A 12,378-nucleotide genomic window follows, 5' to 3' on the forward strand; every position below is an offset into this window, starting at 1 on the left:
TGCTTGGGCTCCTTTCGGCTGGGCTCAGTAGGCGCTGCCGGCGCGCTGTTCGATCTCGGCCACCGTCACCCGGCCCCACATGCGCCGGTAGCACCACACGGTGTAGGTGAGGACCAGCGGCAGGAAGATGGCCACGGCCCAGAACATCACCGTCAGGGTCAGGTGGCTGGACGGCGCGTCCCACGCGGTGAGGCTGGAATCGGGCCGGATGCTGGAGGGCATGATGAAGGGGAACATGGAGGCCCCGGCGGTCATGATGATGCCGGTCATGCCCACCGCCGAAGAGACGAAGGCCAGTCCCCCCCGCCCCATCCAGGCCAGCCCGATCATGCCCAGGAGCCCGGCGAACCCGGCCACCGGGGCGAGGATGGCGAAGGGGTAATTGGTGTAGACGTCAAGCCACGCCCCGGCTTCCACCACCACCGTCTTGCCCAGCGGGTTGGGCAGGGCGTCGGTGGGCGGCATGGAGACGATGCGGTAGCCGTCGATGCCGAAGGCCACCCACACCCCGGCCAGGGCGAAGCCGGCCACCGCCACCGCGCCGACCAGCACCACCGCCTTGCGGGCCCGCTCGGCGATGGCGTGGTCGGCCCGCATCATCAGCCAGGTGCCGCCGTGGGCGGTCAGCATGGCCACGCTGATCACCCCGGCGAGCAGGGCAAAGGGGTTGAGCAGCGGCAACAGGGCGCCGAGCAGCGAGCCCTGGTAGTGGGGCCGCAACAGCTCGTCGAGATAGAACGGCACCCCCTGAAGCAGGTTGCCGAAGGCCACCCCGAAGATCAGCGCCGGGACGAAACCGCCGGTGAACAGGCCCCAGTCCCAGGCGTTGCGCCAGCGCGCGTCGCCGATCTTGGAGCGGTAGTCGAAGCCCACCGGCCGGAAGAACAGGGCGAACAGGACCAGCATCATGGCCATGTAGAAGCCCGAGAAGGCGGCCGCATAGACCGCCGGCCAGGCGGCGAAGATGGCGCCGCCGGCGGTGATCAGCCACACCTGGTTGCCGTCCCAGTGGGGGCCGACGGTGTTGATCACCACCCGGCGTTCCTCGTCGGTCTTGCCGACGAAGGGCAAAAGGTTGCCCACCCCCATGTCCATGCCGTCGGTGATGGCGAAGCCGATCAGCAGGATGCCGACCAGCAGCCACCAGATGAACTTGAGCGTTTCGTAGTCGAGGATCATGACCGCTCTCCAGGGCTTTGGATCATTCGGCGGGGGTGGCCAGGGGGCCGGGATCGCGCTCGAAGTGGTACCTGCCGGTGCCCAGCGAGCTGGGTCCCATGCGGCCGAAGCGGAACATCAGGAACAGCTCGATGGCCAGCAGGAAGGTGTAGAAGGTGATGAAGCCGGTCAGCGAGAAGATCAGCTCGCCGGTGGTCAGGCTGGAGGCGGCCAGGAAGGTCGGCAGCACCTCGCCGATGGCCCACGGCTGGCGGCCGAACTCGGCCACGAACCAGCCCACCTCGCAGGCGATCCAAGGCAGCGGGATGCCCCACAGCATCAGCTTGAGCAGCCAGCGCTTGTGCTGGATGGTGCGCCGCATGCTGTACCAGAACGAGGCGGCGATCATGAACAGCATCAGAAAGCCGATGCCGACCATGACGCGGAAAGTCCAGAACAGCGGCGCCACCGGGGGAATGGAGTCGCGCGCCGCCTGCGCCACCTGGGCGTCGGTGGCGGTGGTGATGTCCTCGGTGTAGCGCTTCAGCAGCAGGCCATAGCCCAGGTGCTCCTTGTTGGCCTCGAAGCTGGCCAGGGTGTCGCCGGATTCGTCGCCGGCGCGCAGTTTCTCCAGCGCCTCGTAGGCGATGATGCCGTGGCGGATGCGCACCGCGTGCTCGTCCATCAGGTCGGTCAGGCCGGTCACCTGCTCGTCCACCGAGCGGGTGGCGATCAGCCCCAGCATCCACGGCACCTTGATGGCGGCGCGGCTTTCCATCGCCTCCTCGTCGGGCAGGGCGAAGATCGAGAAGCCGGCCGGGGCGGGCTCGGTGTGGTATTCGGCCTCGATGGCGGCCAGCTTCACCTTCTGCACGTCGCCCAGCTCGTAGCCACTCTCGTCGCCCAGCACGATGACCGAGAGCACCGAGGCCAGACCGAAGCCGGCGGCGACCGAGAAGGAGCGCCGGGCAAAGGCCATGTCGCGCCCTTTCAGCATGTAGTAGGCGCTGATGCCGAGCACGAACATGGCCGCCGTCACGTAGCCGGCGGCCACCGTGTGGACGAACTTCACCTGGGCCACCGGGTTCAGGACCACCTCGGCGAAGCTGGTCATTTCCATGCGCATGGTCTCGGCCGAGAACTCGGCGCCCACCGGGTTCTGCATCCAGCCGTTGGCGACCAGGATCCACAGCGCCGAGAGGTTGGAGCCCAGCGCGGTCATGAAGGTGACCAACAAATGCTGGCGCTTGGACAGCTTCTCCCAGCCCAGGAAGAACAGGCCGATGAAGGTGGATTCCAGAAAGAAGGCCATCAGGCCCTCGATGGCCAGCGGTGCCCCGAAGACGTCGCCCACATAGTGGCTGTAATAGGCCCAGTTGGTGCCGAACTGGAACTCCATGGTCAGCCCGGTGGTCACCCCCAGGGCGAAGTTGATGCCGAACAGCTTGCCCCAGAACTTGGTCATGTCCTTGTAGATCACTTTGCCGGTCATCACATAGACCGACTCCATGATGAACAGCATCCAGGACAGGCCCAGGGTCAGGGGCACGAACAGGAAGTGGTACATGGCCGTCGCGGCGAACTGCCAGCGCGACAGGGCGATGAATGTCTCGTCGAACATGGGGCGGGCTCCGCACTCAGGGTCGGGCGGTAAGGGGGGCGCCGAACCCGGGGCGGGGGCTCCCGAAAAGGGGGGCGGCCGCCTCCGGGGTAAACCAGGGCGCGGCTTGACTATGAGCCGCCCCCCAGTCTGGAGGAATGACAATTCGCAGTCGATCTTTACAGGCCTAAAGTTATTTGCCCAACTCTTGAAAATCGCCCCGACGATGAAACATACACCAGTTACGAGCCGTCGGCGGCCCGCGCCGATGGCCGGTCCGATCGGTTCCGCGCCAATGGCCGGTCTGACCGTTTCCGCGCCAATGGCGCGGGGGCCCCGAATGGGGTAAGCAGGGCGCCATGTCCGACCAGCCCCCCCTCACCGCCGCGCGTCTCGGCTACGACCTGCGTCTGGCCGCCGCCTTCCTGACCCGCCTGCCGATCGCCTGGCCGAGCCCGCCCGGCGGCGGCGACCCGCCGCCCATGGCCAGCGTCATGTGGGCCTTTCCGCTGGTCGGCGCCGGCCTCGGGCTGGCCGCCGGCGGGGTGATGCTGGGCGGCCTGTGGCTGGGCCTGCCGCCGCTGGCCGCCGCCCTGCTGGCCCTGGCCGGGCTGGTCGTCGTCACCGGCTGCCTGCATGAGGACGGCCTGGCCGACGTCTGCGACGGTCTGGGCGTGCGCCCCGGCCCGGACGGCGACCTGACCCGCCGCCTGGAGGTGCTGCGCGACAGCCGCCTGGGCTCCTTCGGGGCGCTCGGGCTGATCTTCTCCATTGGCCTCAAGGCCGCCGCCCTGGTCGCCCTGGGCGGCGCCGCGCCGCTCGCCCTGGCCCTTGCCCTGGCTCTGGAGCGCGGCATCATGCCGCTCATCATGCACACCCTGCCGGCCGCCCGGGGCGACGGCGTGGGAGCCGGCTTCGGTCGCCCCAGCCGCCCGGTGGCGGGCACCGCCCTGGCCCTGTCGCTGCTCGTCGCCCTGCCCCTGGGCGGCGCCGGGGTGGCCGCCTTCGCCGCCGGCGTCGGGCTGGCCGCCGCCGCCATGATCGCCGCCCGGCGGCTGTTCGGCGGCTTCACCGGCGACGTGGTCGGGGCCATCGGCCAACTGGTGGCGGTCGTCATCCTGCTGGTTCTCGCCGCCCTCGTCGGGAGCCCCTCATGAGCCCCTCGATTCGCCTGTGGCTGGTCCGCCATGCCCCGGTCGCCGGCGCCGACGCCGGCCGCATCAACGGCCAGCGCGACGTGCCCTGCGACACCACCGACCGCCTCGCCCTGTTCGCCCTGGCCGGCGCCCTGCCGCGCGGCGCCCGCGTGCTGTGCTCGCCGCTGACCCGCTGCAAGGCCACCCTGGCCGCCGCCATCGACAGCGGCTTCCGGCCGGACGGCCCGGAAACCCTGGAACCCGACCTGATGGAACAGGACTTCGGCGCCTGGGCCGGCAAGTCCTGGGCCGAGCTGACCGACCATCCGCTGGCCCGCCGGATGTGGGCCGAGCCGGCCACCACCCGCCCGCCGGACGGTGAATCCTTCGCCGATCAGGTGGCCCGGGTCGGCCCGTTGCTGGAGCGGATCGTGGCCGACACCCCCGGCGGCGATGTGGTCCTGGTCTGCCACGCCGGCACCATCCGCGCCGCCCTGGCGGTGGCCCTGAACGTCGATCCGGCCGCCGCCCTGGCCTTCCAGATCGACCCGCTGTCGCTGACCCGGCTCGACGCCTACCCGGCCGACCCCGCCCCCGGCAAACGCCGCAAGCTGGACGGCGGCTGGGCGGTGGTCTGGGTCAACCGCCCCTGCCGCGCCCCCGGACCCGACCCATGACCATCACCCCGCCGACCCCCGACGACCTCACCCCCCTGCCCGCCCTGACCCTGGTCCTGGGCGGCGCGCGCTCAGGCAAGAGCCGCCTCGCCGAGGCCCTGGTGCTGGCCCATCTGGCCAAACGGGGCGGTGCCCCGGCGCGCTACATCGCCACCGCCCCGGCCCCCGGCGACGACACCGAAATGGCCGCCCGCATCGCCGCCCACCAGACCCGGCGCGGCGCCGACTGGACCACCGTCGAAGCCCCCGGCGACCTCACCGAGGCCCTCACCGAGGGCCCCCCCGGCAGCCCCATCCTGCTCGACTGCCTCACCCTGTGGCTGGCCAACCTGATGTTCGCCGACACCGACCCCGCCCCCCACATCAGCCAACTGCCCCACCTCCTCGACCAGGCCAGCGGACCAGTGGTCGCGGTCAGCAACGAAGTCGGCCTGGGCATTGTCCCCGACCACCCACTGGGCCGAACCTTCCGCGACGCCCAAGGCACCCTCAACCAAACCATCGCCCGACACGCCCCACGAACCATCCTGGTCACCGCCGGCCTCCCCCTGATCCTCAAAGGCTGATATCACTCTTCCAGAGATGCCGGCGTGCGGGGCACATCAAAGGGGCGCCGCCCCTTTGAACCCCGCTGGGGAGGCCGGGAGGCCTCCCCAGACCCCACCATGAGTCAAAGCCGGAGAAGAGGGGGGTGGCCGAGCGCACGCGCTCGGCCCCCCCCCTCTTCTCCGGCTTTAAGTCGCGGCGGGGGTCCGGGGGGGCCCCTGGTCCCCCCGGCGGGGGTTCCAAGGGGGCAGCGCCCCCTTGGCGTGGCTCCGCGCGCTGGCATCTCTGGGAGAGTGATATCGGCTTTTGAGGAGTGTCACATGGCGCGGTTTGAGGATTTGTCGCGGATACCGGCGACGGTGATCACGGGGTTTCTGGGGGCTGGCAAGACGACCTTGATCCAGCGTTTGCTGGAGAACCCGGCCGGTCGGCGCATTGCGTTGATCATCAACGAGTTCGGCGACATCGGCATGGATCGTCTGGTGTTGGACCGGGGCGCCGCCGAGGGGGTGTCCTGTGACATTCCGGGTTGTCGGGATGGTGACGTGGTGGAGTTGGCCAACGGCTGCATCTGTTGCACCGTGGCCGATGAGTTCCTGCCCACCATGCAGCATCTGATCGAGCGCGACGACCCGCCCGATCACATTGTCATCGAGACCTCGGGGTTGGCTCTGCCCAAGCCGTTGATCAAGGCGTTTCAGTGGCCGGACGTGCGCTCGCGGGTGACGGTGGATGGGGTGATCGCGGTGATCGACACGCCGGCGGTGGCGGCCGGCCTGTTCGCCGACGACCCGGCGGCGGTGGAGGCCCTGCGCCGGGCCGATCCCGGGCTGGACCACGAGAACCCGCTGGAGGAGGTGTTCACCGATCAGCTTCAGTGTGCCGATCTGGTGATGCTCAACAAGGCCGATCTGGTGGACGGGCCGACCATGGCCCGGGTCAAGGCCGATCTGGCTCCTCGGCTGCGCCCCGGGGTGTCGCTGCTGGCCACCACCCAGGCCGAGGTGCCGGGTGATCTGCTGCTTGGCCTGGGAGCGGCGGCGGAGGACGATCTCGACGCCCGGCCGAGCCATCACGACGGGATCGACAACGCCGACCATCACCACGACGACTTCGACAGTCTGGCCGTGGAGATCCCGTCCATCGCCGATCCGGCGGCGCTTCAGGCGGGCCTTCAGAAGGTCATCGCCGCCCACGGCCTGTTGCGGGTCAAGGGGGTGCTGGATGTGCCCGGCAAGCCGATGCGTCAGGTGGTGCAGGCGGTCGGGCCGCGCATCGAGCGCTACTTCGACCGCCCCTGGCGGGACGGCGAGGCGCGTCAGGGGCGGCTGGTCGCCATCGCCCTGACCGGCTTCGACCGGGCCCGGCTGTCGGCCGATCTGGCCGCCCTGGGCGGGGCCGGATGAGGGGGGCCGGATGAGGCGGCCCGATCTGGTTCTGGGGGTGGGCCACCCGGACCGTGGCGACGACGCCCTGGGTCACCGGCTGGTGGCCCATCTTGAGGGGCGCCTGCCGGGGGTCGAGGTGGTCGCCCACCATGGCGAGGGGCTGGGCCTGATCGCCCTGTGGGAGGACCGCCAAACGGTGGTGCTGGTCGACGCCGCCCAGAGCGGCGCCGCGCCGGGCACCCTGCACCGTCTGGACAGCGCCGACGGCAGCCTGCTCAACCCCCTGGCCGGACGCCTGTTCGCCACCAACAGCCACGCCTTCGGGGTGGCCCAGGCGATCCACACCGCCGCCGTCCTGAAGCGCCTGCCGGGGCGACTGGTGGTGCTGGCGGTGGAGGCGGCCGACCTCACACTGGGCCATGGATTGTCGGCCCCGGTGGCGGCTATGATGCCCCCCTTGGCCGAGGCGGTCGCCACCGCCCTGGGCCAATCCCTGAAGCCGGCGATGGGTGGGGGCCGATGACCGCCTGGCTGATGCGCAAACTCGACAATTTCTTCGCCGCCCTGCTCGCCGCCGGGGCCGGGATGCTGTTTTCGCAGACCCAGGCCTTCCTGGCCGCCTATCTGCAACGCCTGGGCGGCCATCTCGACGAGGCCGGGGTCCAGCTTGAGCGCGTGCACGCCAAGGCCGGGGCCTACGCCGAGCTGTCCGAGGCCAGCCGGCTGGCCGTGGAAACCGAACTGGCGGCCCGGGTCGGCGAGTTGCAAAGCGCCTTCGCGGCGATCAGCAACGCCGATGCCTTCCTGCGCCCGGCGGTCTTCCTGCGCCATGTCGAGCCGGACATCGCCTTTGCCGCCTTGCGGCACTTCACCCCGGCCCTGCCGCTCGACCCGCCGGGGCTGGTCTTCACCGTGGTCGGCATGGGGCTGGCCCTGCTCGCCTGGGAGGTGATCAAGCTGCCCCTGGCGGTGCTTCTCGCCCCCCCGGAACGGCGCGACGATCCCCCGCCGCGCCGCCGCAAGTCCGGCAACGGCGGCAACGGGCAGAAGGCGCGCCGCGAGCCGGCCCTGGCCCCGCCACCGCCGGCCCCAAAGCCGGCCCCCCGCCCCAAGCCCGACCCGCTGGCCCAGGCCGACCCGGAAGCCCTGCGCGCCGCCCTCAAGGCGGTGCTGGCGGAAACCCCGCGAAAGACGCCGCCCGACGGCCCCAGCCTTGCGCCGCGACCCAAGGCGCCGCCCAGGGAACCGTAGCCAAGGGGGCGCTGCCCCCTTGACCCCCGCCGGGGGGACCAGGGGCCCCCCGGACCCCCGCCGTGACTTAAAACCAGTCAGAGGGGGGCAAGCCCCCTCTGACTGGTTTTGACTCATGGTGGGGTCTGGGGAGGCCTCCCGGCCTCCCCGGCGGGGATCAAAGGGGCAGCGCCCCTTTGCACCGCCCCTTGCGCCACCGCCAGCGCCGGCGTAGGCTAATCACAGTTTCCGCCCGTAAATCCTGGGGAATACCATGACTGAACTGGAAGGGCGGCGGATTCTCCTTATCGTCTCGGGGGGAATTGCCGCCTGCAAGGCGCCGGAGCTGGTTCGCGAGCTGGTTCGGCGGGGCGCCCAGGTGCGCTGCCTGCCGACCCGGGGCGCCAAGCAGTTCGTCACCCCGTTGACCTTGCAGACCCTGAGCGGTCAGGCGGTGGCCGACGAGCTGTTCGACCTGACCACCGAGCACGAGATCGGCCACATCCAACTGTCGCGCGAGGCCGAGCTGATCGTCGTCGCCCCGGTCACCGCCCACCTGCTGGCGCGCATGGCCCACGGGCTGGCCGACGATCTGGCCAGCACGGTGCTGCTGGCCACCGACACCCCGGTGCTGGTCGCCCCGGCCATGAACGTGCGCATGTGGACCCACCCGGCGACCCAGGCCAACCTGGCCACCCTGGCCCAGCGCGGGGTGCGGGTGGTCGGCCCGGCCGAGGGCGAAATGGCCTGCGGCGAGTACGGCCCCGGCCGGCTGGCCGAGGTGCCCGACATCGTGGCCGCCATCCAGGCCGCCCTGACCCCGGCCGACCAGCGCCTTCGCGGGCGCCGCGCCATCGTCACCAGCGGCCCGACACGGGAGCCGCTGGACCCGGTGCGCTTCCTCTCCAACCAGTCCTCGGGCCGCCAGGGCCATGCCATCGCCGCCGCCCTGGCCGAGCTGGGGGCGGCGGTGACCCTGGTCACCGGGCCGGTGACGCTGGCCGACCCGCCGGGGGTCGATACCCGCCACGTGGAAACCGCCGAGGAGATGCTGGCCGCCTGCCGGGCCGCCCTGCCGGCCGACATCGCGGTGTGCGCGGCGGCGGTCTCCGACTGGCGGGCCGCCGCGCCGGCCCCGGGCAAGCTGAAGAAGGACGCCGACGCCACCCCGCCGCGCCTGGAACTGGTCGCCAACCCGGACATCCTGGCCACCCTGGCCGGCCTGCCGGCGGATCGGCGCCCGGCCCTGGTGGTCGGCTTCGCGGCCGAGACCGACCACCTGCTGGAGCACGCCCGGGCCAAGCTGGCCCGCAAGGGCTGCGACTGGATCATCGCCAATCAGGTCGGCCCGGGCACCGACACCTTCGGCGGCCCCGACAACACCGTGCACCTGATCGACGCCGCCGACATGGAATCCTGGCCCACGGCGGCCAAGACCGAGATCGCCCGGCGCCTCGCCCGACGCATCGCCGATCATCTGGAGACCCGTTGATGGACCCCGTTGCCGTTCCCGTTATCCGCCTGCCCCACGCCGACACCCTGCCCCTGCCGACCCCGGCCACGGCGCACGCCGCCGGGGTCGACCTGATGGCCGCCATCGGCGGCCCGCAGACCCTGGCCGCCGGCGCTTTCGAGGCCATCCCCACGGGGCTCGCCATCGCCCTGCCCGAGGGCTACGAGGCGCAGGTTCGCCCGCGCTCCGGGCTGGCGGCGCGGCACGGGGTGACGGTGCTCAACAGCCCGGGCACCATCGATGCCGACTATCGCGGCGAGATCAAGGTGATCCTGATCAACCACGGCCACGCGTCGGTGACCATCGAGCCCGGCCAGCGCATCGCCCAGTTGGTGGTGGCGCCGGTGGCGCGGCTCTCCTGGCAGCCGGTGGACAGCCTGCCCGAAACCGCCCGGGGGGCCGGCGGGCTGGGCTCGACCGGGGTCTGACGCCCATGCTCAGGCCCAGCCGCAAGACCCTGTACGCGCTGGAGGCGGTGCTCGACATCGCCTATCACGCCGGCGGCGAGCCGGTGCAGAGCCGCCAGATCACCCAGCGCCAGGGCATCCCCCGGCGCTACCTGGAGCAGACCCTGCAACAACTGGTGCGCGGCGGCATCCTGACCGGGGTGCGCGGCCCCCGGGGCGGCTACCGGCTGGCCCGCGAGCGTCGGCGCATCAGCCTGGGCGAGATTGTCCGCCTGCTCGAGGTCGAGGAGGCCCCGGCCGACGACGCCGACGCCCCGGCCTCGGCCCTGGGGCAGGTGGTGGTCCGCCCGCTGTGGGACGATCTGGCCGAGCAGTGGCTGGCCCAGCTCGACACCATCAGCCTGGACGACCTGTGCCGGCAGGCCCAGAGTCAGGGCATCGAACCGGACCAACCGCCCCCGCCGGTCGATTTCTGCATCTGATCCCGGTGTGCACCGCGCCGCCCACCCGAAAGGAGACGGAGCCATGCGCCTGCCCGAGACCATCAACCCGCCGGTGTTCATCGGCTCGGCGGCCCTCACCCTGGCCTTCGTGGTCTTCGGGGTGAGCTTTCCCGAGGCCGCCAACAGCACCTTCGCCGCCGTGCAGACGTGGATCGTCGAGACCTTCGGCTGGTTCTACATGCTGGCCGTGGCGGTCTTCGTGGTCTTCGCGCTGGGCCTCGCCCTGTCGCCGCATGGCCAGGTGCGCCTGGGGCCGGACGATTCGCGGCCCGACTACAGCTATGCCTCGTGGTTCGCCATGCTGTTCAGCGCCGGCATGGGCATCGGGCTGATGTTCTTCGGCGTCGCCGAGCCGATGATGCATTTCACCAACCCGCCGGTGGGCGTCGGCGGCGACGTGGCGGCGGCCCGCGAGGCGATGAAGATCACCTTCTTCCACTGGGGCATCCACGCCTGGGCGATCTATGCCGTGATCGGGCTGGCCCTGGCCTACTACGCCTTCCGCCACGATCTGCCGCTGACCATCCGCTCGGCCCTGCACCCGTTGCTGGGCGAGCGCATCCACGGGCCCCTGGGCCATGCCGCCGACATTTTCGCCGTTCTTGGCACCATGTTCGGGGTGGCCACCTCGCTCGGCCTGGGGGTGTTGCAGGTCAACGCCGGGCTGGCCTACCTGTTCGACGTGCCGGAGACTCCCGGCGTGCAGTTGCTGCTGATCGCCGTCATCACCCTGATGGCCACCGCCTCGGTGGTCGCCGGGCTGGATGCCGGGATCAAGCGGCTGTCCAACCTCAACCTGATCCTCGCCCTGATCCTGCTGGTGTTCGTGCTGCTGGCCGGGCCGACCCTGTTCCTGCTCAAGGTGACGGTGCAGAACACCGGGGCCTATCTGTCGGAAGTGGTCAGCAAGACCTTCACCCTTTACGCCTACGAGCCCAACGAATGGATCGGCGGCTGGACCCTGTTCTACTGGGCCTGGTGGATCGCCTGGTCGCCCTTCGTCGGCATGTTCATCGCCAGGGTGTCGCGCGGGCGGACCATCCGCGAGTTCGTGGTCGGGGTGTTGCTGGTGCCGGTGGGCTTCACCTTCCTGTGGCTCAGCGTGTTCGGCAACGGCGGCATCAGCCTGGACCAGGGGGTGGCCGGCGGGGCCATCGCCCGGGCGGTGTCCGAGAACGTGCCGCTGGCCCTGTTCACCTTCCTCGAGCAGTTCCCGTGGGCCGGGGTGTCTTCGCTTGTGGCCACGGTGCTGGTGGTCACCTTCTTCGTCACCTCGTCGGACTCGGGCTCGCTGGTGATCGACATCATCACCTCCGGCGGGCGCGGCGACACGCCGGTCTGGCAGCGCACCATGTGGGCCCTGGCCGAGGGGCTGGTGGCCGCCGCCCTGCTGCTGGCCGGCGGCCTGGGGGCCTTGCAGACGGCCTCGATCACCGCCGCCCTGCCCTTTGCCTTCGTCATGCTGGCGGTCTGCTACGCCCTGCTGAAGAGTCTGCGCATCGAGGCGGCGCGGCGCGAGGCCGGCGCCTTGATGAGCCACGTGCAGATCCAGGGCGCCGAGGTCGACTGGCGGCGCTGGCTGGCCAACATCGTGCATCAGCCGAGGCGCGGCCGCATCGAGGCCTTCCTGCACAACACCGTGCTTGGCGCCATGCAGGAGGTGGCCGAGGAAGTGGGCAAGCTGGGTCACCTGGAGGCCAACGCCCGCATCGACGGGCGCGAGGCCGCCCTGACCATCCACCATGGCAGCGAACGTGACTTCCTCTATGCCGTCAAACCACGCTCCTTCGAGGCCGCCGACGACTATGCCTTCGCCCAGGGGCAGGGACGGGGCGATGGCGAGGCCGCCGACGACCAGTACTACCGGGCCGAGGTGTTTCTCTCGGAAGGCAGCCAGAACTACGACGTCTTCGGCTATACCCGCGAACAGATCATCGGCGACATCCTCTCGCAGTACCAGAAACACGTCCAGTTCCTGCACCTGACCCGCTGAGGGACGGTGGCGGCCGCGACATGCAAAGGGGCGCCGCCCCTTTGAACCCCGCTGGGGAGGCCGGGGGCCTCCCCAGACCCCACCATGAATCAAAACCCCACCCAGGGGGGCTTGCCCCCCTGGCTGGGGTTTTAGAGCGGTGAGCCTTTAATCTGACGCATATCCGGCGTGCTTGAGGTAGTTCCAGCATTCGTCTGGAGTGTAGAGGTCGCAGATATCGCCGAGGG

Annotated in this window: 12 protein-coding genes; 10 read left to right on the forward strand and 2 right to left on the reverse strand. The window is 70.6% G+C overall.

The annotated features are described in order from the left end of the window. Positions 1-24: 24 nt before the first annotated feature. Both cydB and BLR95_RS14665 read right to left on the reverse strand, forming a co-directional pair. Positions 25-1,179: a cytochrome d ubiquinol oxidase subunit II gene (gene cydB, locus BLR95_RS14660; protein ID WP_092621879.1), complete on the reverse strand. Its 1,155-nt coding sequence runs from the start codon at positions 1,177-1,179 to the stop codon at positions 25-27. A 22-nt stretch (positions 1,180-1,201) separates the two neighbouring features. Next, positions 1,202-2,779, reverse strand: a complete 1,578-nt coding sequence (locus BLR95_RS14665; protein WP_092621882.1) for a cytochrome ubiquinol oxidase subunit I — start codon at positions 2,777-2,779, stop codon at positions 1,202-1,204. Between the two features lie 338 nt (positions 2,780-3,117). Here BLR95_RS14665 and BLR95_RS14670 point away from each other — a divergent pair, with 338 nt between their 5' ends. The 10 genes from BLR95_RS14670 to BLR95_RS14715 all read left to right on the forward strand — a co-directional run bounded on the left by BLR95_RS14670 (position 3,118) and on the right by BLR95_RS14715 (position 12,151). Then, entirely contained in the window at positions 3,118-3,915 is a 798-nt protein-coding gene (locus BLR95_RS14670) for an adenosylcobinamide-GDP ribazoletransferase (protein ID WP_092621885.1), read from the forward strand. Beyond that, positions 3,912-4,571, forward strand: a complete 660-nt coding sequence (locus BLR95_RS14675) for a histidine phosphatase family protein (RefSeq protein ID WP_092621888.1) — start codon at positions 3,912-3,914, stop codon at positions 4,569-4,571. The genes BLR95_RS14670 and BLR95_RS14675 overlap by 4 nt, the downstream gene beginning before the upstream one ends. After that, a complete protein-coding gene (cobU, locus tag BLR95_RS14680) occupies positions 4,568-5,137 on the forward strand; it encodes a bifunctional adenosylcobinamide kinase/adenosylcobinamide-phosphate guanylyltransferase (protein WP_092621890.1) in 570 nt (189 codons plus the stop codon). The genes BLR95_RS14675 and cobU overlap by 4 nt, the downstream gene beginning before the upstream one ends. 300 nt (positions 5,138-5,437) lie before the next feature. Beyond that, positions 5,438-6,523 carry a cobalamin biosynthesis protein CobW gene (cobW, locus tag BLR95_RS14685; RefSeq protein WP_092621892.1) on the forward strand — a complete coding sequence of 362 codons (1,086 nt, stop codon included), beginning with the start codon at positions 5,438-5,440 and terminating at the stop codon, positions 6,521-6,523. 10 nt (positions 6,524-6,533) lie between these two features. Next, a complete protein-coding gene (locus BLR95_RS14690; RefSeq protein WP_092621894.1) occupies positions 6,534-7,028 on the forward strand; it encodes a hydrogenase maturation protease in 495 nt (164 codons plus the stop codon). Beyond that, positions 7,025-7,756, forward strand: coding sequence for a DUF2937 family protein (locus tag BLR95_RS14695; protein ID WP_092621896.1), 732 nt, complete (start codon positions 7,025-7,027; stop codon positions 7,754-7,756). Before BLR95_RS14690 ends, BLR95_RS14695 begins: the two co-directional genes overlap by 4 nt. 253 nt (positions 7,757-8,009) lie before the next feature. Then, entirely contained in the window at positions 8,010-9,227 is a 1,218-nt protein-coding gene (gene coaBC, locus BLR95_RS14700; protein ID WP_092621898.1) for a bifunctional phosphopantothenoylcysteine decarboxylase/phosphopantothenate--cysteine ligase CoaBC, read from the forward strand. Continuing rightward, positions 9,227-9,676, forward strand: coding sequence for a dUTP diphosphatase (dut, locus tag BLR95_RS14705; protein ID WP_092621900.1), 450 nt, complete (start codon positions 9,227-9,229; stop codon positions 9,674-9,676). Before coaBC ends, dut begins: the two co-directional genes overlap by 1 nt. 5 nt (positions 9,677-9,681) lie before the next feature. After that, complete coding sequence (locus tag BLR95_RS14710) at positions 9,682-10,137, forward strand: RrF2 family transcriptional regulator (RefSeq protein WP_092621902.1); 456 nt, start codon at positions 9,682-9,684, stop codon at positions 10,135-10,137. Between the two features lie 43 nt (positions 10,138-10,180). Next, positions 10,181-12,151, forward strand: coding sequence for a BCCT family transporter (locus tag BLR95_RS14715; RefSeq protein ID WP_092621904.1), 1,971 nt, complete (start codon positions 10,181-10,183; stop codon positions 12,149-12,151). Positions 12,152-12,378 lie beyond the last annotated feature (227 nt).

The organism is Roseospirillum parvum, assembly GCF_900100455.1.
Taxonomy (GTDB): domain Bacteria; phylum Pseudomonadota; class Alphaproteobacteria; order Rhodospirillales; family Rhodospirillaceae; genus Roseospirillum; species Roseospirillum parvum.